Source organism: Brevundimonas sp. (genome assembly GCF_035626535.1).
Taxonomy (GTDB): domain Bacteria; phylum Pseudomonadota; class Alphaproteobacteria; order Caulobacterales; family Caulobacteraceae; genus Brevundimonas.
In genome coordinates this window covers 1-23,698 of the sequence record NZ_DASPNO010000073.1, presented here as the reverse complement: position 1 = coordinate 23,698, position 23,698 = coordinate 1, and the positions used below count along the sequence as shown (strand labels likewise).

The following is a 23,698-nucleotide window of genomic DNA, read 5'->3' as shown; positions in this document are numbered from 1 at the left end:
TTTCAGGCGGGTCGGCGCGGTTTGCAGATGGCCATCATAGCACACAAGCTCAAGGCGTTACGATGACCGCGGGCCAGCGACAGTCTAGCGTGAACCGATGAGCAAATCCTCTCCCACCGCCGCCGTCCTGATCATCGGCGACGAGGTGCTGTCCGGCCGGACGCAGGACACCAATCTGAACACCATCGCCCGGTTTCTGGCTGCGCTGGGCATCGACCTGCTGGAGGCGCGGACGGTCGGCGATCGGAAGGCGCAGATCGTCGAGGCGCTGAACGCGCTTCGGACGGCCCACGACTACGTCTTCACCACCGGGGGCATCGGCCCGACGCATGACGACATCACCGCCGATGCCGTGGCGACGGCGTTCGGGGTGGCGCTGCCGGAGCATCCGGAGGCGCTGGCGATCCTGGAGCGGCGCTATGGGGCGGAGCTCAACGCGCCGCGGCGGCGGATGGCGCGGATACCGGCAGGCGGTTCGCTGATCGCCAATCCGGTGACGGACGCGCCGGGATTCCAGATCGGCAATGTGTTCGTCATGGCCGGGGTGCCGAAGATCATGACCGCCATGCTGGAGGATGTCGCGCCGCGGCTGAGGACCGGCGCGGTGGTGCATTCGCGGACGGTGCGGGTGACGGGCGTGGGCGAAGGGAGCGTCGCGGATATCCTGACGGCGGCGGCGCTGGCGAACCGGGACCTCAGCTTCGGCAGCTATCCTTTCGGAGCGGGGACGGTCGGGGAGATCGGAACCAATCTGGTGGTGCGCGGACGGGACGAAGGCGCGGTCGAGGCGGCGACGGCGGCGCTGCTGGAGACGCTAGAGACCGCCGGAATCGTCGCGACGGCGATTCCGGCGTCGAGCTAGCCCCTGAAGGCGTCGGCGACCGCCTGCCAAGCCGGGTTGGGACGGCCGGCGGCATCGAGGAGGAGGGGACTCTCGTCGCGCCGGTTCCTGCCGTCCTCGCGAACCAGCCAGCTGTCGATGTCGCGCAGGCCCCAGGTGGTGAAGGCGTAGCGCTGGCGTTCCGGCAGGGCCATGAAGGCCTCGGCCAGTTCACCGACGCGCGCGACCTGCCGGGCGCGGCGTTCGGCGGTCGAGCGCAGGTCGGGCAGGCCGCCGCCGTCGCGCTGCATCGGGAAGTCCAGTTCGGAGACATGGATGGGCAGGCCAAGCGAGGCCGCGTCGCGCATGAAGGCGGTGATCTGGCCGGCAGGGATGTCGATGTTCAGATGCGACTGGGTCCCGATGCCGCCGACAGGGGCGCCGAGCTTCAGCAGCCGCTCGATGAGGCGGAGGAAGGTCGCGCCCTTCCGGGGGAGGTTTTCGAGGTTGTATTCGTTGAGGAACAGGACGGCGTCGGGATCGGCCGCGCGGGCCTGTTCGAAGGCGCGGATCATGTAGCCTTCCATGCCGAGGGCGCGGCTCCAGTGGCAGTCGCGCAGGCCGTCGCCATCCTCGGCCACCGGCTCGTTGATCACGTCCCAGCCGGCGATCTGCTCCCGGTAACGACCGACGAAGGTGGAGATGTAGCGGTCGTATTCGGCTGCGAAGCGGGCGCGGGGGACTTCGTCTTTGAAGACGTCGGCGCCCTGCGCGTACCAGATCAGGGTGTGGCCATGGACGCGCAGGCCGTTATCGCGGGCGAAGGAGACGACGCGGTCCGAGGCCGAAAAATCGTAGGTGAAGCCGGGCCGGAGCGTGCGCTCCATCTTCTGCTCCCACTCCGGCGTCAGCTGGGAGCAGTGGCGCAGCATCTGTTCGACCCAGTCGGACTGGTCGAGTTGCCAGGTCATGCCCGTGGCGCCGATCGGGAAGGGCGCGAGCGACTTCAGCGGCCGGGCGAGCGCTCCGGGTGCGGGCTGCGCGGCGGCGAAGCGGTCGCAGGCGGCGAGGGCTATCGGAGCCGCGAGTATGGCGCGGCGATTCAGAGCGGGCGGGTCAGCCCGCACGGCGCCTCAGGCCCAGTTCGTCGAAGGCGGCGGTCTCGCGCTTGCCGGCGGCGATGAGGCGATTGAGGCGGGTGGTCTCGGCCACGTGCTCGAACTTCTTGAGCTCCTCGAAGGCGCCGGTGAGGGCGTCGCGGGCGCCTTCCTCCTCGGCGCTGATCTCAATCACATCGGCCTCGGCGGCGGATTTGCGCAGCTTCCAGCCGTTCAGATAGGCCTGCAGCAGCAGGCCGGCCTCGGTGTCCCCGCGGGCGCGTTCCTGTTCGATCTCGGCTTCGGCCTCGAGCACGGCGATACGCATCTCGGCGGAGGCTCTGCGGGCGGTGATCTCGGCGAGGCGCTTCTGCAGCGTCTCGACCTCGTAGCTGGAGATGCGGATCAGGGATTGGGCCCAGGCGGTCATCATGCGTCTCCGGTCACTGCATCATTCCCTGGTTGAGAATGGTTTCCAGACGGTCAAAGGAATCGGCCAGCCGCGTCACGTCATGGTGATCCTGTCCGAGGAAGGCCTCAAGCGCGGGATTCAGGGCGATGGCGCGGTCGACGATCGGATCGGCGCCGGTGCGGTAGGCGCCGATGCGGATCAGCTCTTCCATGTTGGCGTAAGCCGACAGGCACTGGCGGGCGCGACGGTTCAGCTCGCGCTCGGGCGGGGTTTGGCAGGCCGGCAGGGTGCGACTGACCGACTTGAGCACGTCGATGGCCGGGAAGCGGCCGCGCTCGGCGATCTTGCGGTCCATGACGATATGGCCGTCGAGGATGCCCCGCACGGCGTCGGCGATCGGCTCGTCATGGTCGCCGCCGTCGACCAGGACGGTGAACAGGGCGGTGATCGGGCCGGCCGTGGTGCCGTCGGGGCGCACCGGGCCGGGGCCGGCGCGCTCCAGCAGCTTGGGCAGTTCGGTGAAGACGGTCGGGGTGTAGCCCTTGGTGGTCGGCGGCTCGCCGGCGGCGAGGCCGATCTCGCGCTGGGCCATGGCGAAGCGGGTGACCGAGTCCATCAGGCACAGCACCTCGAGGTCCTGGTCGCGCAGGAATTCGGCGCAGGCCATGGTCATGTAGGCGGCCTGGCGGCGCTTGAGAGCGGGTTCGTCCGAGGTGGCGACGACGACGATGGCGCGTTTCAGGCCCTCTTCGCCGAGGGTTTCTTCGATGAACTCGCGGACCTCGCGGCCCCGTTCGCCGATCAGACCGACGACGACGGCGTCGCAGGTGGCCTGACGCGCCAGCATCGACAGGAGCACGGATTTGCCGACGCCGGAGCCGGCGAAGATGCCGAGGCGCTGACCGCGGCAGGTGGTGGTGAAGACGTCCATGGCGCGGACGCCGAGATCGAGCCGCTCGCCGACCCTCCCGCGCGAATGGGCCGGAGGCGGGGGGGCGCGAAGAGGATAGGCGGCGGGCCCCGGGGGCAAGGGGCCCTTGCCGTCGATCGGATTGCCGAACGCGTCGATGATCCGCCCCAGCCAGGCGGTGGTGGGGCGCACGGCGGCGGCGGCGTCGATGATGCGGATGTCAGCCCCGGGCGCCACGCCCTCGACCGGGCCGAAGGGCATGAGCAGGGCCTTGGCATCGCGAAAGCCGACGACCTCGGCCGGCAGGGGCGACAGGTGGCGGCGCTCGATCTCGGCGCGGGCCCCGACGGCGAGGCGCGACAGGCCGCCCTTCGACTCGATCAGCAGGCCGTTCACGCCCGCGACCTTGCCGGTCACGACCAGCGGGTCGATCGCTTCGACAGCGGCGGCGAGATTGCGCAAATGAAAGCCCCGGGAACAGGGGTTCAGGGATGCGCTGACATGGTTAACGGGGGGTGAAGGTCGCCGATCCTACGCCCGTCTCAGCGCGGGTTTCGCCCCATAGGTGGCCCAGCGCCACAGCCATTCCGCGGGCCCGTAGGCGTAGCGCGCCAGCCACCAGCGGCTGAATACGATCTGCAGGGCGAAGACGACAATCGCGAAGGCCAGGCTGAGGGTCGGACCCATCCACGGCAGCAGGCCGAAGCCGAAGCCGTAGAGGAAGACGAAGAAGAAGACGCTCTGGCCCAGGTAGTTGGTCAGGGCCATCTGGCCAACCGAACCGAGACCAGACAGGAAGCGGCGCACCGGCGGCGACTGGCAAAGAATGACGAGGAGGGCCCCGTAGCCGATCGCCTGGAGCAGTTCGGATGTGGGGCCGAGGCCGCGGACGAATCCGATCGCCCACGGCGCCGGCTCAATCTCCATGGCCACCATCATCGAGCGGCGCAGGCCGATCAGCAGGCCGAGCGGGATTAAGGTCGCGGCCACGATGGCGAAGCCGGTCACATACCGGCCGGGCTGCTGGAGCCAGCCTTGCCGGTAGATCCAGCTGCCGATCACGAACCGGCCCAGGATCGCGCCGAAATAGCCGAGGGCGATCGGCTGGGTGTAGTATTCGGTGAACAGGGCCTTGAACATGGCGACGACGAAGGCGGGATAGTCCCGCCCCATCACGATCGGCCAGCGCGCTTCGGAGGCCGCCTCGAACATCGGCACGAAAGCCGGGGGCTGTCCGACGGGCGTCGTCAACTGGTAGAAGATCATCACGGCCATGGGCGCGAGGATCGCCAGGGTGATCCCCGTGGCGAGGAGCCATCGGGCGGACCAGCGCCGGGTCAGCATGAGCAGCAGGCCCATGGCCGCGTAGGCATTGAGGATGTCGCCCGCCCAGATCAGGGAGGCGTGGGCCACGCCCAGGGCCAGCAGAATGAGAACCCGGCGCAGGTAGACCTTCGGTCCATCGCCCCCTTGCTTGCCGATCCGGTCCATCATGATGGCGAAGCCAAAGCCGAACAGCAGGGAGAACAGCGCCTGGGCCTTGCCGGCCATCAGCAGGCCGGACAGGTAGCCAACCACCTTCTCCAGAGTCTCTAGCTGGGTCAGGCCGTGGATCTTGTCTTCCGGGACGAGGAAGCCGCCCATGCCGAAGACGTTCATCCAGAGCACGCCGAACAGGGCGAAGCCGCGAATGATGTCGAGCTCCCCGATGCGGTCGGCCTGCGCAGTCGGCAGTGCGGCGTCTGTCATGCGAGCATCCCCCGGCGTCCCCCGCGCCCCGGATGCACAGGCGTAACCAACCTTGGCCGGATGTCCAGTGCCGGCGATCGGACCGCCGTCGGAGAAGCCGTCGGGGAACCAACCATTGCCGACATGGTTAAAGTCGCCGCTGGATAGCGCCGATCGACCAACCGCCCGGGAGGGGCGGCGATCGAAGCGGCTGGCGCGCGTCCGCCTCCCCGGACGCTTCGATGCCCGACGCACGGCAGGGATGAAACCCGGACCGCCGGTCGTTGAGCCCACAAGGGTGAAGCCTGCGGCTGGCGCCGGCTAGCGCCCCAACCAGGAGGCTATTCCCATGGCTGCTTCTTCCGGAGCCGCGCGCGCGGCTGCGTCCGACACGCGCCTCGTGTCCCCCCTCGCCTTCGCCGAAATCAATCTGGCGGAGACGCTTCACAGCGTGTCGCCCACGCCCCTGTCGTTCGCCGCGAACGATAACGCTGATGCGCTCGCGAGCTGGAGCGTCGGCTGCGGCTGCGGCTGCGGCAAGCGCTACACCGACTTCTTCCAGGACGGCGTGGGCGACGGTCCCCGTCCCGTGCAGCCGCCGGTGCTGCTGGTGACGACGGACATCATCGCCGACGACACCTCGACGGACCAGACCCTGACCGTCGACGGCGCCCACGTCACGTCAACGCTCGACACTATCGGTGACCAGGACTTCTTCGCCGTGCAGCTGGTCGCCGGTCAGACCTACGATATCAGCATGTTCCTGGTGATGGGCGGCCCCAGCGGAGTTCCGCTCGCCGACGCCTACATCGAGCTCTACGACAGCGCCGGCAATTTCCTTGTCAGCGCAGACGGCGGCGGGCCCAACACGCCCTCGGGGCTGGACGCCATCCTGACCTATACGGCCGAGAGCTCGGGCACCTTCTACATCAATGCCCGCGCCTACGACCAGGAGGCCAGCAACGGGACCCGTGGGGACTTCGTCGGCGACTACGAGGTCTTCGTCACCTCGGTGGACGAGAACGACCCGGCTGCCTATGTGCCGTTCTACTCCCCGAACAGCCCCCTGCACTCGATCGACTGGGGCACCCAGTTCGACCGGACCGTCCGCAATCCGGATGGCGACAACGGCACCCGTGACAACGGCGTGCCGGACACCGGGGTGATCGTGAACCCGACCTATGGCGTCGTCGGCAAGAACGTCATCACCTACTACTTTGCCGAGCAGGGCGACGTGTTCGTGAGCGAGGATCCGCTCAACCCGGGCCTGGAGACCACTCTGCAGGCCCGCAACATGGAGCAATGGGAGCAGGACGCCTTCCTCGCCGCCTTCAACCTCTACGAACAGGTCGCCGACCTCGAGTACATCCGGGTCAACTCGCGCGAAGAGGCCGACATCAAGATCATCCTCTACGAAGGTACGCCGGGCGCGGGCGCCAGCCTGCTGGGCCGCATGAGTCCGCCCAACACGTCCAACGAAGGGCAGATGGAGATCAACTCCGGCGACTATCGCTGGACCGAAGAGGGCGTCAGCCCGGGCGGCTTCTACTTCCCGACCCTGCTGCACGAGCTTGGTCACGGCCACGGCATGGCGCACCCGCACGACAATGGCGGCCGCTCGTCGATCATGCGCGGAGCGGGCCCCAGCGAGGATCCGGTCGAGGGCGCCATCGGCGGCCAGCACGGCGACTTCGACCTGAGCCAGCAGGTCTACACCATCATGTCCTACAACGACGGCTGGAATGACACCGACGGCGTCGGCGGCCGGCCGGACGGCCACGGCGGCCCCCGCTCCGGCGGTCTCCAGATGCAGGCCGACCACTTCGGCTGGATGGGTACCCTGGCCGCGCTCGACATCGCCGTGCTGCAGGACAAATACGGCGTCAACGAGGAGTGGGCGACCGGCGACGACGTCTACACGATCTCGGACGTCAACGAGGCCGGCAACTTCTATTCGACGATCTGGGACGGCGGCGGTGACGACGAGATCCGCTACGTCGGCGACCGCGACGCGACCATCGATCTGCGGGCGGCCACGCTTCAGTACGAAGAAGGCGGCGGTGGCCGGATGTCCTTCGCGTTCGGCGCCTGGACCGGCTTCACCATCGCCAACGGCGTCGCCATCGAGAGGGCGACCGGCGGCAACGGCGACGACCGGCTCACCGGCAACGCCGGCGACAACATCCTGGCCGGACGCGGCGGGGTCGACGTCCTGATCGGCGGCGACGGGGTGGACACCGCCGACTACAGCGCCGCGGCCGCCGGAATGCGGGCGCAACTGAACAGCGGCGCCGCGTCCATCGACGGCGACGGCGGATCGGATTCGCTGAGCGGGATCGAGAACCTGACCGGCTCGGCGTTCGACGACGTTCTGATCGGCTCCGGCGGGGCGAACGTCCTGAACGGCGGTTTGGGGGCCGATGTGCTGGCCGGCCTGGCCGGGAATGACATCCTGATCGGCGGCGGCGGATTGAGCAACCAGATGCAGGGCGGACTGGGCGACGATCGCTATGTGGTCAGCCTCGCCGGCGACACCCTGGTGGAATTCGCCGGGGAAGGCGTGGACACGGTCGAGACAGACCTAGCCGCGTATACGCTCAAGGCGGAGTTCGAGGCCCTCGTCCTCACCCGCGCCGGCGGCGCGACCGGCGTCGGCAACGCCGGGGCCAACGCCATCACCGGCGGCGTCGGGAACGATGTGCTGAGCGGCCGCGGCGGCATTGACGCCCTGGATGGCGGAGCCGGTGTCGACACGGCCGACTACAGCGCCGCGGCCGCAGGAATGCGGGCGCAGCTAAACACCGGTGTCGCCTCGAACGACGGCGACGGCGGGTCGGACTCGCTGAGCCGGTTCGAGAATGTGACCGGGTCTGCGTTCAACGATGTCCTGATCGGCGCCGGCGGAGCCAATGTCCTGAACGGCGGTCTGGGCGCCGACGTGCTGTTGGGCCTGAACGGGGACGACGTCCTGATCGGCGGCGCTGGCGCGGCGAACCAGATGCAGGGCGGCATGGGCGACGACCGCTATGTGGTGACGACGAACGACACGCTGGTGGAGGCGGCCGGGGAAGGAACCGACACGGTCGAGACGACGCTTGGAGCCTATGCGCTGCGGGCCAATTTCGAGAACCTGACCTACACCGGGGCCGGGAATTTCACCGGCACGGGCAATGAGCTCAACAACGTCATCAGCGGCGGAAACGGCGCCGATGTCCTGAGGGGCGGAGGCGGGAACGACGATCTGATAGGTGGCGCCGGCAACGACCTGGCCGTGCTGTCCGGCGACCGCGCCGATTATACGGTGGTGCAGGAGGCGGACGGCGTCTACCGGATCACCGATGGTGTCGGCGGGCGCGACGGGGTCGATCTGGCCAACGGCGTGGAGCGGGTCCGCTTCGCGGACGGGACCACGGCCCTGCTGTCCGATCTGGCGACGCCGGCTGCCCCGATGGCCGCCTCGGCCAAGGACTACGACGCCCAGATTCTGCCAGGACTCCTCGACGACGACTTCATCGTCACCAAGACCGCGGACCAGCCGCTGGTCCTGCCGGGCGATGGCCTGCCCAGCGAGTTCATGATGGACGAGGCGGCTCCGCAAGGGCGGTTCGGCGGCGGTTCCAACCGGATGCTGAGCCTGTTCGACGACGACGGCGGTTTCCTCGCCGACCCCGTGGGTCTGCTCAAGCCGACGGATGGCCTCGACGACTGGATGTAGTCGATACGCAAGGCTGCGGACGCCGGGATGGAGACGATCCGTCCCGGCGTCCACGGCCAAATTCCATAGACTGGTCTTGCGGTCGGGTCTGAACGCCTATTTGTAGTCTTCCGCCGTCCCCGGGAGAGACCCCGCCATGTCCGACGCAGCCCCCGCCTACGATCCGTCGCGCCATCTGAAGTCTGGCCGCGGAAAGATCTACCCGTCCATCCTCGACACCATCGGCGACACCCCTCTGGTCGGCCTGCCGCGGCTGTCGGAGGAGTATCAGCCGAAGGCCACCGTGCTGGCCAAGCTGGAGTTCTTCAACCCGATCGGCTCGGTCAAGGACCGGATCGGGGTGGCGATGATCGAGGCTCTGGAGCAGGCGGGCCGGATCGGGCCGCACTCGGTGCTGATCGAACCGACCAGCGGCAACACCGGCATCGCCCTGGCCTTCGTCGCCGCGGCCAAGGGCTATCGCCTGATCCTGGTAATGCCCGAGAGCATGTCCATGGAGCGGCGCAAGATGCTGGCGCTGCTCGGGGCCGAACTCGTGCTGACCCCCGCCGAGAAGGGCATGAAGGGCGCCATCTCCATGGCCATGGAGCTGAAGGAGCGCACCCCGGGGGCGGTGATCCCGGCCCAGTTCGACAACCCCGCCAATCCGGCCATCCATCGCGTCTCCACGGCCGAGGAGATCTGGAACGACACGGCCGGCGAGGTGGATATCGTCGTCTCGGGCGTCGGAACCGGCGGCACCATCACGGGCGTCGGGCAGGTCCTCAAGAGCCGCAAGCCTTCGGTGCGGATGGTAGCCGTCGAACCGACGGCGTCGCCGGTGCTCTCCGGGGGCGAGCCGGGCCCGCACAAAATTCAGGGCATCGGAGCCGGGTTCATCCCCGCCAACGTCGACCGCTCGGTGATCGACGGAATCGAGCAGGTCTCCAACGATGACGCTTTCGACATGGCTCGCAAGGCGGCGCGGCTGGAAGGCATTCCGGTCGGCATCAGTTCCGGCGCCGCGCTGGTGGCGGCGTTCCGGCAGGCCGCCCTGACCGAGAACGCCGGCAAGATGATCGTGGCGATCATTCCCAGCTTCGCGGAGCGCTACCTGTCGACGGCGCTGTTCGAGGGGCTGTAGGCACGGGCTTGTTGCAGGCGTGTTTCGCAACTGTGGAGCCGCGCGGGCGCTCACTTAAGGAAGCTCAACTTTACAGGCTGCGCAGGACGGGGCGCATTGGCGGCTTGCAACTGCGGAGCCGCCATGCGCGCCTTGATCGCCTCACTAAGCCTGCTCGCCGCCACGCCGGCGCCGGCGCAGGACGAACTGGCCTCCTTCTCCGACGAGTTCAACAGCGGCGCCCTGACCGGCTGGACCCGTTTCGACGAGGCGTTCGGCTGGCCCGACAAGATCAAGGCGCTGGATGTCGGCCAGACCACGCCGGGGGTTCTGCACATCGAGCCTTATCACTCGGCCTGGGTGCGCGATCTGAATGCGCCGTTCCTGTTCCGGGAGGTGACTGGCGACTTCGATGTCAGGGCGCGGGTCCGTGTGCGAGGCCACGAGGGTGAAATTCCCGGTGGGACCTGGTCGCTGGGCGGACTGATGGCGCGCGTGCCGGCCCGGACCACCGCGGAGCGATGGGCGCCCAGATCCGAGAACTGGCATTTCCTCACCACCGGCGTGGGTCAGGTCGCGGGCGAGCCGATGACCGAGACCAAGTCGACGTTCAACAGCTACTCGTCGCTTAAGCTGCGGCCGTTCCCGACCGGCTGGGTCGAACTCAGGCTGGTCCGGGTCGGCATGGTTCTGATCGCGCTCGCCCGGCCGGAAGGCGAACCCCGCTGGCAGGTACGGGACCGGTTCTATCGAATGGAGAACAACCCGGTGATGCAGGTGGGCCTCATCGCCTACACCACCAGCGACGATATTCGACCGGGGCCAGAGAACTCCGAGACGATCAACCGGACTGTCGATCGGGAAGCGCGGGTCGATATGGTGCTGGAAGTCGACTGGATACGTTTCAGCCGGCCGCTCCCGCGGACGCCGGGCGACTGGTACGGCCAGGTCAGCGCCAATCCCCTCGCTGATCCGAATCTGCCAGAGGCCGATCTGCTGGAGGCGCTGGGGACGTAGGTTCGACTGCTGACCGTCACAGGCGGTTAACCGGCGACCACTTAACCTTTCCGCCGATATGTCCGAGCCCGCTCTCACAGCCGAGGAGGAGGCCGCCCCGCGAGGCGGCTTTCGCTCGCGCCATGCGCTGCTGAAGCGCCTGGCGGATCTGGTGTCGTTGCCGGGCAGCCGGGTCAACACCTTCGAACGCTCCGTCACCGGCGACCTGCTGGTCGAGATGCTGCGGCTCGCCTCTCATGACGACCGCAAGCGCGTGGCCGCGCGTCTGGCGCCCCTGGCGGAGGTCCCAAACGCCATCGCCCGGATGCTGCTGCGGGACGCGCCCGACATCGCCGGTCTGCTGATCGAGCAGTGCGCTTCCCTGTCCGACGCTGATCTGGTCGCCTGCGCCCGCGATGCGACGGTCGAGCACCGTTTCCTGATGGCCAATCGACGGGGCCTTTCGGAAGTCGTCACGGAAACGCTGATGAGCTTCGGCGAAAGCCAGGTGATCGAGGCGGTGTTGAGAAACGGCACCGCCCGGCTCAGCCAGGTCGCGGTCGAGGGCGTGGTCAGCCTGAGCCGAACCGAACGCCAACTATGCGCCCACCTGCTGAAGCGACCCGAACTGCGCCCGTCGGGAGCCTATGTGATGTTCTGGTGGTCGGGCCCTGACGACCGGCGCACGATCCTGCAGAGGTTCGCAGTGTCGCGCGAGGTGATGCAGGAGGTGGTGGAGGACGTCTTCGCCATGGCCGCCGAGGAGAATTGGCAGGACCCGGTCTCCCGCAAGGCCCTGCAGTTCATCGAGCGCCGGCAGAGAAACCGCGCCGCGATCGACAAGAGCCCCTACGGCGGGCTGGAGCAGGCCGTCGAGGCGGCCGCCCGCAACGGCCTGACGCGGGAAGTGGCGACGGAGATCGCCTATCTCTCTGGCGTAAAGCCCATCACCGGGGCAAAAATCCTTGGCGATCCGGGCGGCGAGCCGCTGGCCATCCTGTGCAAGGCCACCGGGCTGGCCAAGTCGGACCTGGCCGGCCTGTGGCGTTCGATGCGCCGCCCCGAGACGGCGGAGGACGGCTCGCCCGATCCGGTGTGGGAGCGGGTTCAGGTCACCTATGACATGCTGGCTGTGGATCGGGCCCAGACGGTGCTGCGCTACTGGAACTGGTCATTGTCATCTGCGCTGACGCCCGCTCTACTCAGGGCGATCCGTCACGGCGAGGAAGACGACGTGGACGAGTATTCGGCGCCTGAGAGGGCGGCGATGCTGGCGCTGGCGGAGAACTTCGGCCGCTGATCTACGCGTCGAATTACGGCCGTCTAGTCTGATAAGTGAAGCCCGCCGAACCGACGAATACGCTATTGCGTGAATCGATGTTCGGCTCTATTCACCCGTGCGACGGGCTGACGGTCAACGTTCGGCTGAAACGATCAGATCACAAGGTGAGGCCGCGCATGGAAGACAACTCGCAACTGCTCGAGATGACCGCCGACATCGTGTCGGCCTATGTCGGCAACAACAATGTTCAAGCCGCGGAAGTCCCGGGACTGATCTCCAGCATTCATGCGGCGCTGTCGCAGGTTTCGAGCGGCGCGGTCGAGCCGGAGCCCGAGCCCAAGGAGCCCGCGGTTCCGGTGCGCAAGTCGATCACGCCGGACTACCTGATCTGCCTGGAAGACGGGCGCAAGTTCAAGTCGCTGAAGCGTCACCTGCGCACCAAGTACAACATGAGCCCCGAAGAATACCGGGCCAAGTGGGGTCTGCCGAAGGACTATCCGATGGTCGCGCCGAACTACGCCAAGGCGCGTTCAGACCTGGCCAAGCAGATGGGCCTCGGCCAGGGCGGCCGCAAACCCGCCCGCGCTGGTCGCGCCGCCAAGAAATAGTCCGTCCTCAGGACTGGCCGGGACGCCCGCCCCTCACCGGGGGTGGGCGTTTTCCGTTTGGGGTCAGGCCGCCTGGGCTCCCCGGCGCATGCGCCAGAAGCGCAGGGTGCGCAGCGCCGCCCCGCGTGTCAGTTCCGCATACATCCGGGCGTAGGAGTGCGCCTTGGCCATAGCGTCCCCGTCATCGTTTAGCAGCACCACCGCGTAGGTCAGGAACAGGGCCCGGTCGAGATCGGCGGCCTTGCACACCACGGCCAGGGCGTCGAGTTCACGCCGCTCGACGATCTGGCGGGCGGTGTGAAAGTCGATGTCGGCGAGCTGCGCCAGGGCGATCAGGAATGAGGTCCGACCACCGGTCTTGTCACCGGATCGCAGGAAGCGGGCGAGCATCTGGGGGGTCAGTTGGCCGGCGGCCCGGAGCTCCTCCACATAGGCGGAGCATTCGGCGTAGTCGGCCGGCAGGGCGCCGTCATCGGTGGCTACGCGAGCCCGACCCGCCGCCAGAGCGCTTTCGAGCAGGGCCGTGTCCATGCTGGCGTTCTGTTCGAGAATGCGGGTGCGGAGCCGCGCCTCGACCACGAAATACATGTCATTGAGAAGATCGGGCGGCAGGCTGGCGCGCGAAACCGTGGCCTCGTGCAGGGCGGGATTGCTCCTGGCCCGTTCCACCGCGACCTCGGAGGCCTTGCGCGACAGGCGGGCGCCGTCGTTGCGCAGCAGTGTTCCGAGCGTCTCGTCGTCGCCCCGTTCCACGATCACCTCGGAGACCGCTTCCGACACCGAAGGGCGGGCCGAGACGGCGCGCAGATGGTCCTGGCCGTGGCGGCGAACCACGCCGAGCAGATCCTCGTCGCTCAACACCGGCGAGGCGGCCAGAACCGCGCCGGCGACGGCGGCCTCGTCGTTCGCCAAGCGCCGGATGAGGGTGTGGGGAGCGTCCGGGGCGCTGGCGAAGCGGGCGGACAGTTCGGCGCGGACGGCGGACTCCATATCGTCCGCCAGTTTGACCAGAACGGCGTCGTAGAGCTTGTCCTCCGCCGGCGTGCGGACCGAGCCGCCGAAGAAATGCTCGGTGAGCTCGCGCAACAGCGTCCGCCGCTTCTCGCTGGATTCCTCCTCCGCGAGGGCGATGAGGTCTGGCAGGCGCGACAGGGCCGGCGTGTCGGTCACTGGTGGTCCCCGTCCGAGGGGGCCGGCGCGGCGCGGATATTGCCGTTGCGATCGCGGATCAGGGTCGGCCCCTGCTCCGGCGCCGCGAGATCCTGCGAGGCGATGGTCTCGATCCCGCTCGCCACGATGCCGTCGACATAGGTCGGTTCCGGTATCGTCAGCGTGTCCGGCTCACGGCCGTTCTGGCGGTGCACCGAATAGTAGCGACCGCCTTGGCGCGTCGGACCGTCGCCGGAGTGCGCCACTTCCATGACGGCGCGCGCTTGAGGCGCGGCCTCGGCCCGAGGCGCCGGAGGCGATTGCGGCGCGGTTTGGGGCGGGGGCGGGGGCGGCGATTGCTGCATCTGGAAGATCAGCGCATCGCGGCGTGGGGCCATCGGATCGGCGACGGCGGCGGCGTCATCGCCTTGAGCCGGGGCTGGGTAGATCACCTCAGCGGGCACAGGCTGACCGCCTCCACCCTGGGGCAGGTATTCGGGCCCGGGCCGCGACGGGGCGGCGACCGGAGGCGGAGCCGCGTCGATGGTCGGAGCCGGAGCGGGGGCAAGCTCCGTCGGCGGCGCGGACGGGCGGAGCCAGGCGTTGGCGGGAGTCAGGGTTCGCCGGGCTGGTCCGGGTGCGGGAGCCAAACCCCGCGGAGGGGCTTCCGGAGCAGCGGCGCCGCCGTGCGGAATAACGGGATTGGGCCGGCGCAGATTGCGGGCGGCCGGGGCCGGTCCGGAGGGGACGCGGCTGCCCGGAGGCGTCGCCTCGCCGCGTCCGGGCCATGAGAGGGTGCGCGGGCTGGACTGGGCCACGGCGGCGTCGGCCAGCAGCAGGCCGCCAGCAGCGGCGAGGACGGCGGCGAGGGTCGAGGCGCGGCGCAATGGCGGGCTCCGGGCGCGGGAACTTGGAGCGCCACGGTAGCGGGGCGGGGCTTAACCCGCTGCTAACGGGCGGCTCGCGGTTCAGGCCAGGAGACGACGCGCGGCGCGCTCGGCGGCGCCCACGGCGGCGTGCAGGGCCAGCCCCATGATCATCAGGCAGAGCAAGGCCGCGAGCATGTCAGCGGTGCGCAGGCGGTTGCCCGACTCGAGCAGCCGCCATGCCAGCCCCTGTGTCGCTCCGGAGCCCGAGACGAACTCCGCGACGACGGCGCCGATCACCGACAGGCCCGCCGCGACCCGGAGGCCCTCGAGGATGAAAGGGAGGGCGGACGGCAGGCGCAGCCGGATCAGACGCTGGACAGGCGAGGCGTCATACAGGTCGAACAGCCGTTCCAGATCAGGGTCAGCCGACTTGAGACCCGTCAGCACGCCAGAGAACAGTGGGAAGAAGGCCACAGCCGCGGCGAGTGCAACTACGGCCCGGTCGGCGTGGTCCAGTCCCGCCCAGATCACGACGAGCGGAGCGATGGCTACCACGGGGGTGACCTGCAGGGCGACCGCGAGCGGCCGAACGGCCTGTTCGGCGGAGCGGTTGAGCGAAACCGCCAGCGCGAGACCGCCGCCGAGCACGAAAGCCACGACCAACGCCTGAAAGGCCATGCAGAAGGTGATGCCGGCGGACGAGAGCAGCAGCGGGGCGCGCTGGACCAAGGCCACGGCGACGGCGCTCGGCGGCGGCAACAGGTAGGACGGGACCTGGAGAGCGCGGCAGGCGATCTCCCAGACGGCGAGGAGGAGGAGACCGAGGGCGACGGGAGGAACGAGGCGCATCATGGGGCCGACCCGGTCACGCCCATCGCCCCCGCCAGGGAGGCGGCGAGGCGTTCGACAGCCGTTAGATAGCGCGGCTCAGACCGCCAGCCCGTCTCGCGCGGTAAGGAGCCGGGCAGATCCAGCGTCGCCGAGACTCTTCCCGTGGCCGCGTCGAGCACCACCGCGCGATGGGCGAGATAGACGGCTTCCTCGACGTCATGGGTGACGAACACGATCGCGGGCCGGGGCGACCGGCCGGCCCAGAGCCGGTGCAAATCCTCGATCAGCCGGCGGCGGGTGACGCTGTCGAGGGCCGCGAACGGCTCGTCGAGCAACAGCAGGTCCGGCTGTGTGACGAGAGCCCGGGCCAGCGAGACCCGCATCGCCATGCCGCCGGACAGCTGCCGCGGACGCGCCGACAGCCGGTCTCCCAGACCGACGCCGGTCAACTCCTGCCCCGCCTGACGCCGCGCCTCGTCCCGGGGCAGGCCTGTCAGCTCAAGCGGCAACGCCACGTTGGCCTGGATGTGGGCCCACGGCATCAGGGTGGCGTTCTGGAAAACGAAGGCGGTACGGCCGTGTCCGGCTCCGCCGGAGACCGTTCCTTCCGAAGGCTTTTCGAGGCCGGCGAGAAGCCGCAACAGGGTGGACTTGCCGGCTCCTGACGGGCCGACCAGTGCGACGATTTCGCCGGGGGCGACGGTCAGGTCGACCGGTCCAAGCGGGGCCCTTCCCGGATAGCGGACGATGACGTTCCGCAGCGCGGCCGCAACCGCCGGGCCGGTCTCAGCCACGGCCGGGCAGGTACTGGGTCGTGAAGGCTTGGCGCCAGTCGAGGTTCGGCGGGTAGACGCCGGCTTCCGAGGTAACCTCGAAGAAGGCCCGCCAGCGCTCGGCGGTCATGGTTCCCAGGCCGTAGAGCGCCGCGTCGCCGCCGTCGACGATGCCGTTGGCCTTCAGCTTGGCGCGGGCCTGGTCGAGGACGTCCTGGGTCATATCCGGATTGTCGCGCCGGATCAGGGCGTTCGCGGCCTTGCCGTCCCCCTGGATGTAATCACGCCAGCCCTCGGCCGAGGCGGCGATGAAGCTGCGCAGGGCACGGGCGTTGTCGCGGGCGAAGGCGTCGGGCGCGAGCACCATGGTCGCGTAGGAGGGATAGCCTTCGTCGGCGAGCAGGAAGACCTTGGGCGTGAAGCCCGCCTCCTTCTCGATCGTGTACGGCTCGCTGGTCAGATAGCCCTGCTGCACCGCCCGCTCGTCCGCGAGAAAAGGGGCGACGTTGAAATTGTAGGTCCGCACCTGGTCGTCGGTGAAGCCGTATTTCGCCTTCAACCAGACCCAGAAGGCGTCGCGCGAGGCGGTGGCGAGCAGGATCGGCCGGTCGCGCAGGTCGGCGATGGAGTTCAGGGTCGGGTCGGGATGGGCGATCAGAACCTGCGGGTCCTTCTGGAAGAAGGCGGCGACCGCTTTCACCGGCGCGCCTTCGGCGACCAGATTCATCGGGATGAAGCTGTTGGAGCCCATGCCCAGCTCGACAGCGCCGGACGCCAGCAGCTGCGGCACGTTCACGGTCGGACCGCCCTGGATGATCTGCACGTTCAGACCGCGCTTTTCGTAGGCCCCAGAGGCCAGAGCCTGGTAGAAGCCGCCGTGCTCGGCCTGGGCGCGCCAGTCGGTGGCGAAGCGGAGCCGAACCCGTCCGTCGTCGTCGACGGGCGCTTCGGATCGTCCGCAGCCGGCGAGGGCGCCGGTCGCCGCCAGCGCTCCGGCTGCGGCGATCAGGGCGCGGCGGTCAGGCGATGAGGGGCGATTCCCGCGACGGTTCATGGCCTTGGTTTACGGCCGGCTCGTGGGGAAGGGAAGGGAGAGCGAGCGCCCCAAAGCAGGCTCCGGAATTGAGCGAGGGGACGAAGAGCCCCGGCGAACCGGTTTTCCTCGTCCCCTCGCCAAGTCCGGGTTGGACTTGGCCATTGAGGTTCAGAACCCTGGCCTCAGCATCAGCGAGGCGAACCCCGGTGATGGTCGGCTGTATTCTGTCGCGCTCCTGGTCTCCGGCGTTCCGCGAGGTCGAGCCCCGCGCCGTCCATCGATCCCGATCCGGTTCCCTCAGGGTCTTCCGGGGCCGAAGCCTTCGAACAGTCCTTTGGGCCTTGATCCTGCCCCCCGCTCGTTAAGGTCCGAAAACCCCCCGGTAGCATCGGGTCAGAGAGCCGGGCCGGTCCGCTTTGAGCCCCGGGTCTCCCCGGATTTCCGCGCCGCCGTGTCCCTCGGCCTGTTGACGTTCGCGCCAAATCCGTTAGACGGCAAGCGCCCGAATCTGGCCGGCTGTGCGGAACCGCCCCGGCCCCGGTGCATAACCCTGTGCATATCTGTGGGCGGCTGGAATTCCCGAAGGCGGATCAGGAGCTTGCGTTTTCCACAGAAAGCGGGCGATTCTCCAGTTGGTGCGCTATCCAGTCGCGAACGAAGGCTTGAGCGAGCCCGGCTGTGGGCGCGCCAAAGTGCTGAAAGCCGTGCGGAGCCGCCGGCACATCCAGTCGGGTCGTTGGTGCGAATTCAGCCCAACGCTCCGCCATCAGTCGGCTGTCGTCGCGAAACGGATCGATCTCGCCCATGACGAACAGGGCGGGCGGCATGTCGGACAGATCCGCGTAGAGCGGCGAGACGTCCGGGAGCCTGCGGGCGGCCTCGTCGCGACCGGGCGCCAACCGCGCCAGATCGCGCGCCAGATTTGGTCCGTCGAAAAGCAGAGCGTCACGCCCCGCTGATCTGGCCGAGGCCGTGGCGGAGAGATCGAAGACGCCCTGCACAAAAATGCAGCCAGCGGGCCGGACGCCGGCATCCTGATCCCGTAACGCCAAGACGGCGAGGGCCGCCAGATGCGCTCCGGCGGACTCCCCGATGACAAAGATCTTGTCGGTCGCGAACCGCCGCGCTCCTTCGTCCAGGGCCCAGCGGAGGGCCGCCGAACAGTCTTCGACGGCGTCGTGCATCCAGATGCCTCGCGCCTCGTCCAGCAGTCGGTAGTCGACCGAGGCGACAGCGAAACCGGCCCGAGCCAGATGACCGGTCAGTCGATCATTGAGGGCCGCGCTGCCGACCACCCAACCTCCGCCATGCAGATCCACAACGAGGGCTTGAGCGGATCCGGGGGGCTGGAGCAGCCTCATGCCCAAAGCACCGGCCGCGGTCGGGACGCTTTCGGAGGAGATCCGGACACCTCGCCGTTTCAACGCCGCTTCAGTGACTGCCCCGGCCGCCTTGCCGGCGATACCGTTCAAGCGTTGCCCGAGAGCCAGCCGCCATCCAGCCAACTTCAGTCGGGGCGCCAACGCGAGAGCCGCGTTCACGCGCCCCGCCGCTCGCATTTGGCCGGGTGTGAGCGATAGGGCATGGACCGCCAGTGTCATGGGGCGAGTCTACCGGAGCGGATGGACAACGCCACGCGTCAGGTCAGCGCGCCAATGCTTCCCGTTTTGCTTCCAGCTCCAGCCATTCCTCCTCGGCGGCGGCCAGTTGGGTGCGGGCGCGCTCGGCGTTGGCGGTGGCGCGGTCGAAGGCCTTGCGGTCGCGGGTGTAGAGATCGGGGTCGGCGAGGGTGGCCTCGTGGCGGGCGATGTCGGCGGGGAGCGTGGCGAGCAGGCCCTCCAATTCCTTGAGCCGATGCGCATCCTTGAAGGAGAGCTTCGCCGGCTTCTTCGGGACGGCGGGTGTGAGCGACGCCGGTGCAGGCTGTGCCTCGGCGCGGCGGGCGGCCTCCTTGTCCTGCGGGCGTGGGTTGGCGCCGGGCTGGAGGAAACCGGGGTTCTGGCGGATGAAGTCGGTCCAGCCACCGGGCGTCTCGACGATGTCGCCCCGCCCGTTCATGGCGACGGTGGACGTCGCAAGGCGATCGACGAAGTCGCGGTCATGGCTGACCAGGATCAGGGTGCCGTCGTACTGCTCGAGCAGTTCCTCGAGCTTGTCGAGAGTGTCCATGTCGAGGTCGTTGGTCGGCTCGTCGAGGACCAGCATGTTGGCGGGCTTCGCCAGGGCGCGGGCGAGGAGCAGGCGGTTGCGTTCGCCGCCCGACAGGGTCGAGATCGGCTGGCGCAGCTGGCCCTCCTGAAACAGGAAATCCTTGGCGTAGGCGGCGACGTGCTTCGACACGCCCCGGACGAGAATGGAGTCGCCGCCGCCGGGCGTCAGCGCGTCCCACAGGGACATGTCCGAGCGCAGGCCCTCACGGGACTGGTCGAGGTAGACGGGATCGAGATTGGCGCCGAGCCGGACCGTGCCGCTGTCGGGCTGGAGTTCGCCGAGGAGGATTTTCACCAGCGTGGTCTTGCCCGCGCCGTTGGGACCGACGATGGCGAGGCGATCGCCGCGGATGACGCGCGTGGTGAAGGGCTTGATGACAGTCCGGTCGCCGAAGGACTTGGTCACGCCCTTGAGGTCAGCCACCAGCTTGCCGGAAGCCACGCCGGAATCGACGCCGAGGTTGAGGTCGCGCGGCAGGTCGCGGACCCGTTCGGCGCGGTCGGCGCGCATCGCCTGAAGGGCGCGGGCGCGGCCCTCGTTGCGGGTGCGCTGGGCGGTGATGGAGCGGTAGAAGGTGTAGGTCTCGGCCTCGATCTTCCTGGTCAGGCGACGCAGGGACTCCGCCTCTTCTTCCATGACCTTGGCGGCCCATTCGTCGAAGGCGGCGAAACCCTTGTTGAGAGTCCGGACGCGGCGTCCTTCCAGCCAGTGCACCGCCTGGGTGGTACGGTTCAGGAAGGCGCGGTCGTGGCTGACCACCAGCACGGCGAAGCGGGCGCTGAGCAGTTCGTTCTCGAGCAGCTCGATGGCGAGGATGTCGAGGTGGTTGGTGGGCTCGTCCAGAAGCAGGAGGTCGGGCTCTTCAGCGAAAGCTCTCGCCAGGGCGGCGCGACGGATCTCGCCGCCCGAGAGGTTGACCGCTGGCTTGGCGGGGTCGAGACCGAAGGTGGTCAGCCAGGCTTCGGCGATCCATGGCGGGGCGTCCCCGGAGACGGCGTAGTCGAGCAGGGTTTCGCCGGTGATGACCGGCTCCTGCGGCACATAGGCGAAACGGGTGCCTGCCTGCACCGTCCGGTCACCGGCGTCGGGTTCGACCAGACCCATGACCAGCTTCATCAGGGTGGACTTGCCGGCGCCGTTGCGGCCGACGAGAGCGGCGCGGGTGCGAGGTTCGATAGCGAGATCGACACCGTCGAACAGCGGGCGCGGACCATCCTGAAGTCGGACCTCCTTGAGGGCGACGAGAGGAGGTCTTGCCGAGGCTTTCGCGGCCATGGGTGCTTTCGGGTGGAAGGCGGAGTATGGGGAGCGCGTGGATGTAGAGCGTACCGACCCGGCGACCAAGCCTTTCTGGCAGACCAAACGTCTCGAACAGATGACCCGCGCGGAGTGGGAGAGCCTGTGCGACGGCTGTGGGCTGTGTTGTCTGGTGCGCTTCGAGGACGAGGATACGGGCGAAGTCGTGCCGACGCGGGTGCACTGCCGCCTGTTCGACCCGGTGCGCTGCACCTGTTCCGACTACGCCAACCGGCGAGAGCACGTTCCGGACTGTATCAAGCTGACGCCGTGGAATATCGAGGCGCTGGAGTGGATGCCGAAGTCCTGCGCCTATCGCCGGATCCACGAGGGACGCGGGCTGGCCGATTGGCACCCGCTGGTTTCCGGGTCTTCGGAGAGCGTGCATGAGGCCGGTGTCTCGGTGCGCGGGCAGACGGTCTCGGAGCTGGCCCTTAAGGACCCCGAGGACGCGCTGGACTTCGAAGCGCCTGAGTGGAGCGCCGAGCGGGGCGGCGGGGCGTGACGCTGTGCTGGCATTTCGGGGACTTATAGTCCGATTGCTGGAAAAGTTTTCCGCCCGATCAGCGTCTTGAACATTTCTCAAACCTATCTTTCCGCCGGATAGCGCTGCGGGGGTATGATGTGGGTACGTCGGAAAACCAGGTGAGCGGCCCCGCCAAGGCGCGCGGCTCAGCCAGCGAATTCTGACGCGACCGTCGGCTTCGCCGGCCCCTCCCGGAGATCACCATGCTGAACTGGCGGCGCCCCTTCGGGGAGCGGCGGCGCATCGGCGCGCCCGAGATCAAGGACAGCCGGACCGGCCCGTTGATCGCCCTGACCAGCGCGGGGCGACCGCGTTGGACGCCCAGGGATTACGCCAGCCTGGCGACGGAGGGATTCGGCCGCAATCCGGTCGCTTACCGATGCGTCCGGATGGTCGCCGAGGCAGCGGCCTCGACGCCGCTGGCGGTGTTCATCGACGGGGTGAGGCGGGACGATCACCCACTCGCCCTGCTGCTGGTTCAACCGAACCCGGAGCAGTCGGGGACGGAATGGCTGGAGGCGCTGTACGGCGGCCTGCAGACGGCGGGGAACGCCTATGCCGAAGCGGTGGGCGACGAGGCGCCGGCGGAGCTCTGGGCGTTGCGGCCGGACCGGGTGAAGGTCGTGCCGGGCCGCGCCGGCTGGCCCGAGGCCTATGAGTATTCCGTCGACGGCCGATCACTGCGGATCGCTCGTCAGGCCGACGGGTGGATGCCGGTGATGCAGCTGAAGCTGTTTCATCCGACCGACGACCATTACGGCTTTTCACCGCTGGAGGCGGCGGCGTCCGCCATCGACGTGCACAACGCATCGAGCGCCTGGAACAAGGCGCTTCTGGACAATTCGGCGCGGCCGAGCGGAGCGCTCGTCTACGGCGCCAAGGACGGCGAGCGGCTGACCGCCGAGCAGTTCGAGGCCCTGCGCGCGCAGATCGACGACACCCATGCCGGGACTCTCAACGCCGGACGGCCGATGATCCTGGAGGGTGGGCTCGACTGGAAGCCCATGAGCTGGACGCCGGCGGATATGGATTTCATCGCCGGGAAGCATGCGGCGGCCCGCGAGATCGCGCTGACCTTTGGCGTGGCGCCGCAGCTGCTGGGGATCCCCGGGGACGCCACCTATTCAAACTATCGGGAGGCCAACGGGGCGTTCTGGCGCGGCACGGTGGCCCCGCTGGTCAGGAAGACCGCAGCGGCGCTGACGGGATGGCTGGGCAGCCGGTTCCCGGGGGCGAGGATCGAGGCCGACCTCGACGGCGTACCGGCGCTGCAACCGGAAAGGGATGCCCTGTGGGCGCGACTGGAGGTGGCCAGCTTCCTGACGAACGAGGAACGGCGGCGCATGGCCGGAGTGGGTGCGTGATGGAGATACTGAAGAAGGTTCCCGTGGCGGTGATCGCGGCGCTGGCGGTGCAGACGGCGGGGGCGCTGGTCTGGGCCGGCGGTGCGGCGGCGCGCATTTCGGTCCTTGAGGGCCGGATGGGCGAACATCGGCAGGTGGCGGAGCGGCTGGCGCGACTGGAGGAGCAGAGCAAGGCCACGCGGGCCGCCGTCGAGCGGATGGAGATGCGGCTGGAGCGCGGACGGTGACCGGGGACGGGGCCCGGACGAGATCGGTTGTTGTGGACCCCGTCCCGAGCCGGGAGGGCGGTCTCCCGATCGAGGGCTATGCATCGTTATGGGGCGTCGCCGACCTGACCGGCGACGTGGTCGCGAAGGGCGCTTTCGGCGAGACCCTGGCGGGGACGGGAGCGCCGGGCGTGCGGATGCTGCACCAGCACGAAAGCCGGTCGCCCGTCGGCGTCTGGGACGAAATGCGCGAGGATGAGCGTGGCCTGTGGGTGCGCGGGCGAATCATGGACTGGTCCGCCGAAGCGCGGTTCGCCCAGGCGCTGTCCAGGGCCGGGGCTCTGGACGGGCTGTCAATCGGATTCCGCAGCCAGCGCGCCCGGCGGGAAGGCCGGCTGAGAGTGCTGGTCGAGGTGGAGTTGTGGGAGGTGTCGCTGGTGACGTTTCCCATGCTGCCGGGCGCCCGGTTCGGCGTGAAAAGCACGGGCGGGCGCCCTTCGCGGTCGAGGTGACGAACTACGGACCGCGGCGGCCGGACAACTGGACGATTTCGCTCTGCGGCACCACCCGGTCGACATGGACGTTGCAGGTGCGAAGAATGGTCGCGTGGCTGCGGATATCCAGAGTTGCCGGATCGCCGATGCAAACCTCGGCGCTATCCAGGCCAAGGGCTCGCAGGCCGATGGTGGAGTCACTGGCCGCGTCCAGGCAGGCGGCGGGGCCGGTCAGCTGGAGCGCCTCGCCGGTGCGGGTCCGGACGTAGACTC

General features: G+C 68.7%; 22 protein-coding genes. 10 read left to right on the top strand and 12 right to left on the bottom strand.

The annotated features are described in order from the left end of the window. The first annotated feature begins 97 nt into the window (after nt 1-97). Nucleotides 98-862, top strand: a complete 765-nt coding sequence (locus VEC04_RS11415; protein WP_324776918.1) for a competence/damage-inducible protein A — start codon at nt 98-100, stop codon at nt 860-862. Here VEC04_RS11415 and VEC04_RS11410 read toward each other — a convergent pair. The 4 genes from VEC04_RS11410 to VEC04_RS11395 all read right to left on the bottom strand — a co-directional run bounded on the left by VEC04_RS11410 (nt 859) and on the right by VEC04_RS11395 (nt 4,988). Beyond that, complete coding sequence (locus VEC04_RS11410) at nt 859-1,947, bottom strand: endo-1,4-beta-xylanase (protein WP_324776916.1); 1,089 nt, start codon at nt 1,945-1,947, stop codon at nt 859-861. The two genes, VEC04_RS11415 and VEC04_RS11410, sit on opposite strands and share 4 nt — an antisense overlap. Beyond that, nucleotides 1,937-2,347, bottom strand: coding sequence for a flagellar export protein FliJ (locus VEC04_RS11405; protein WP_324776915.1), 411 nt, complete (start codon nt 2,345-2,347; stop codon nt 1,937-1,939). Before VEC04_RS11405 ends, VEC04_RS11410 begins: the two co-directional genes overlap by 11 nt. A gap of 13 nt (nt 2,348-2,360) precedes the next feature. Continuing rightward, on the bottom strand, nt 2,361-3,701 hold the full coding sequence (gene fliI / locus VEC04_RS11400) for a flagellar protein export ATPase FliI (RefSeq protein ID WP_324776913.1): 1,341 nt from the start codon (nt 3,699-3,701) through the stop codon (nt 2,361-2,363). A gap of 69 nt (nt 3,702-3,770) precedes the next feature. After that, complete coding sequence (locus VEC04_RS11395; protein ID WP_324776911.1) at nt 3,771-4,988, bottom strand: DUF418 domain-containing protein; 1,218 nt, start codon at nt 4,986-4,988, stop codon at nt 3,771-3,773. Between the two features lie 328 nt (nt 4,989-5,316). Between VEC04_RS11395 and VEC04_RS11390 the strand changes: the two genes are divergently transcribed. The 5 genes from VEC04_RS11390 (at nt 5,317) to VEC04_RS11370 (ending at nt 12,670) form a co-directional block, all read left to right on the top strand. Continuing rightward, nucleotides 5,317-8,682 carry a matrixin family metalloprotease gene (locus VEC04_RS11390; protein WP_324776909.1) on the top strand — a complete coding sequence of 1,122 codons (3,366 nt, stop codon included), beginning with the start codon at nt 5,317-5,319 and terminating at the stop codon, nt 8,680-8,682. Nucleotides 8,683-8,818: 136 nt separating this feature from the next. After that, nucleotides 8,819-9,805: a cysteine synthase A gene (gene cysK / locus VEC04_RS11385; RefSeq protein ID WP_324776907.1), complete on the top strand. Its 987-nt coding sequence runs from the start codon at nt 8,819-8,821 to the stop codon at nt 9,803-9,805. 123 nt (nt 9,806-9,928) lie between these two features. Further along, a complete protein-coding gene (locus VEC04_RS11380; RefSeq protein ID WP_324776905.1) occupies nt 9,929-10,801 on the top strand; it encodes a hypothetical protein in 873 nt (290 codons plus the stop codon). A 58-nt stretch (nt 10,802-10,859) separates the two neighbouring features. Next, nucleotides 10,860-12,080 carry a DUF2336 domain-containing protein gene (locus VEC04_RS11375; RefSeq protein WP_324776902.1) on the top strand — a complete coding sequence of 407 codons (1,221 nt, stop codon included), beginning with the start codon at nt 10,860-10,862 and terminating at the stop codon, nt 12,078-12,080. 158 nt (nt 12,081-12,238) lie between these two features. Continuing rightward, nucleotides 12,239-12,670: a MucR family transcriptional regulator gene (locus tag VEC04_RS11370; RefSeq protein ID WP_324776971.1), complete on the top strand. Its 432-nt coding sequence runs from the start codon at nt 12,239-12,241 to the stop codon at nt 12,668-12,670. A gap of 63 nt (nt 12,671-12,733) precedes the next feature. Here VEC04_RS11370 and VEC04_RS11365 read toward each other — a convergent pair whose 3' ends face one another. The 7 genes from VEC04_RS11365 to VEC04_RS11335 form a co-directional block, all read right to left on the bottom strand. Beyond that, entirely contained in the window at nt 12,734-13,840 is a 1,107-nt protein-coding gene (locus VEC04_RS11365) for a DUF2336 domain-containing protein (protein WP_324776900.1), read from the bottom strand. Beyond that, nucleotides 13,837-14,706, bottom strand: a complete 870-nt coding sequence (locus VEC04_RS11360; protein ID WP_324776898.1) for a hypothetical protein — start codon at nt 14,704-14,706, stop codon at nt 13,837-13,839. Before VEC04_RS11360 ends, VEC04_RS11365 begins: the two co-directional genes overlap by 4 nt. 81 nt (nt 14,707-14,787) lie before the next feature. Further along, the gene (locus tag VEC04_RS11355; protein WP_324776897.1) at nt 14,788-15,540 is read right to left on the bottom strand and encodes an ABC transporter permease; all 753 of its coding nucleotides are present in this window, start codon (nt 15,538-15,540) and stop codon (nt 14,788-14,790) included. Further along, nucleotides 15,537-16,313 (bottom strand): ABC transporter ATP-binding protein, encoded by a 777-nt coding sequence (locus VEC04_RS11350; protein WP_414642675.1) that lies wholly within the window; start codon nt 16,311-16,313, stop codon nt 15,537-15,539. Before VEC04_RS11350 ends, VEC04_RS11355 begins: the two co-directional genes overlap by 4 nt. After that, on the bottom strand, nt 16,306-17,346 hold the full coding sequence (locus tag VEC04_RS11345) for an ABC transporter substrate-binding protein (RefSeq protein ID WP_324776894.1): 1,041 nt from the start codon (nt 17,344-17,346) through the stop codon (nt 16,306-16,308). The genes VEC04_RS11350 and VEC04_RS11345 overlap by 8 nt, the downstream gene beginning before the upstream one ends. A gap of 572 nt (nt 17,347-17,918) precedes the next feature. After that, complete coding sequence (locus VEC04_RS11340) at nt 17,919-18,800, bottom strand: alpha/beta hydrolase (RefSeq protein WP_324776892.1); 882 nt, start codon at nt 18,798-18,800, stop codon at nt 17,919-17,921. Between the two features lie 172 nt (nt 18,801-18,972). Next, nucleotides 18,973-20,814, bottom strand: coding sequence for an ABC-F family ATP-binding cassette domain-containing protein (locus VEC04_RS11335; RefSeq protein ID WP_324776890.1), 1,842 nt, complete (start codon nt 20,812-20,814; stop codon nt 18,973-18,975). On the opposite strand from VEC04_RS11335, the gene VEC04_RS11330 reads away from it, so the two are divergent. The 4 genes from VEC04_RS11330 (at nt 20,813) to VEC04_RS11315 (ending at nt 23,443) form a co-directional block, all read left to right on the top strand. Continuing rightward, a complete protein-coding gene (locus tag VEC04_RS11330) occupies nt 20,813-21,340 on the top strand; it encodes a YcgN family cysteine cluster protein (RefSeq protein ID WP_324776888.1) in 528 nt (175 codons plus the stop codon). The genes VEC04_RS11335 and VEC04_RS11330 overlap by 2 nt on opposite strands. Nucleotides 21,341-21,564: 224 nt before the next feature. Further along, nucleotides 21,565-22,725, top strand: a complete 1,161-nt coding sequence (locus VEC04_RS11325) for a phage portal protein (RefSeq protein ID WP_324776887.1) — start codon at nt 21,565-21,567, stop codon at nt 22,723-22,725. Continuing rightward, nucleotides 22,725-22,952 (top strand): hypothetical protein, encoded by a 228-nt coding sequence (locus VEC04_RS11320; protein ID WP_324776968.1) that lies wholly within the window; start codon nt 22,725-22,727, stop codon nt 22,950-22,952. The genes VEC04_RS11325 and VEC04_RS11320 overlap by 1 nt, the downstream gene beginning before the upstream one ends. A gap of 32 nt (nt 22,953-22,984) precedes the next feature. Next, entirely contained in the window at nt 22,985-23,443 is a 459-nt protein-coding gene (locus VEC04_RS11315) for an HK97 family phage prohead protease (RefSeq protein ID WP_324776885.1), read from the top strand. 4 nt (nt 23,444-23,447) lie between these two features. Here VEC04_RS11315 and VEC04_RS11310 read toward each other — a convergent pair. Continuing rightward, on the bottom strand, nt 23,448-23,698 hold a 251-nt coding region (locus VEC04_RS11310; RefSeq protein WP_324776883.1), incomplete at its 5' end, for a hypothetical protein.

Bases quoted from the DNA above. Each gene is read 5' to 3' on its own strand.
- VEC04_RS11345 (WP_324776894.1), bottom strand. From the start codon at position 17,346: ATGAACCGTCGCGGGAATCGCCCCTCATCGCCTGACCGCCGCGCCCTG.
- VEC04_RS11380 (WP_324776905.1), top strand. From the start codon at position 9,929: ATGCGCGCCTTGATCGCCTCACTAAGCCTGCTCGCCGCCACGCCGGCG.
- VEC04_RS11395 (WP_324776911.1), bottom strand. From the start codon at position 4,988: ATGACAGACGCCGCACTGCCGACTGCGCAGGCCGACCGCATCGGGGAG.
- VEC04_RS11370 (WP_324776971.1), top strand. From the start codon at position 12,239: ATGGAAGACAACTCGCAACTGCTCGAGATGACCGCCGACATCGTGTCG.
- VEC04_RS11320 (WP_324776968.1), top strand. From the start codon at position 22,725: ATGGAGATACTGAAGAAGGTTCCCGTGGCGGTGATCGCGGCGCTGGCG.
- VEC04_RS11325 (WP_324776887.1), top strand. From the start codon at position 21,565: ATGCTGAACTGGCGGCGCCCCTTCGGGGAGCGGCGGCGCATCGGCGCG.
- VEC04_RS11405 (WP_324776915.1), bottom strand. From the start codon at position 2,347: ATGACCGCCTGGGCCCAATCCCTGATCCGCATCTCCAGCTACGAGGTC.
- VEC04_RS11390 (WP_324776909.1), top strand. From the start codon at position 5,317: ATGGCTGCTTCTTCCGGAGCCGCGCGCGCGGCTGCGTCCGACACGCGC.
- VEC04_RS11335 (WP_324776890.1), bottom strand. From the start codon at position 20,814: ATGGCCGCGAAAGCCTCGGCAAGACCTCCTCTCGTCGCCCTCAAGGAG.
- VEC04_RS11330 (WP_324776888.1), top strand. From the start codon at position 20,813: ATGGGTGCTTTCGGGTGGAAGGCGGAGTATGGGGAGCGCGTGGATGTA.
- VEC04_RS11375 (WP_324776902.1), top strand. From the start codon at position 10,860: ATGTCCGAGCCCGCTCTCACAGCCGAGGAGGAGGCCGCCCCGCGAGGC.
- cysK (WP_324776907.1), top strand. From the start codon at position 8,819: ATGTCCGACGCAGCCCCCGCCTACGATCCGTCGCGCCATCTGAAGTCT.
- VEC04_RS11355 (WP_324776897.1), bottom strand. From the start codon at position 15,540: ATGATGCGCCTCGTTCCTCCCGTCGCCCTCGGTCTCCTCCTCCTCGCC.
- VEC04_RS11415 (WP_324776918.1), top strand. From the start codon at position 98: ATGAGCAAATCCTCTCCCACCGCCGCCGTCCTGATCATCGGCGACGAG.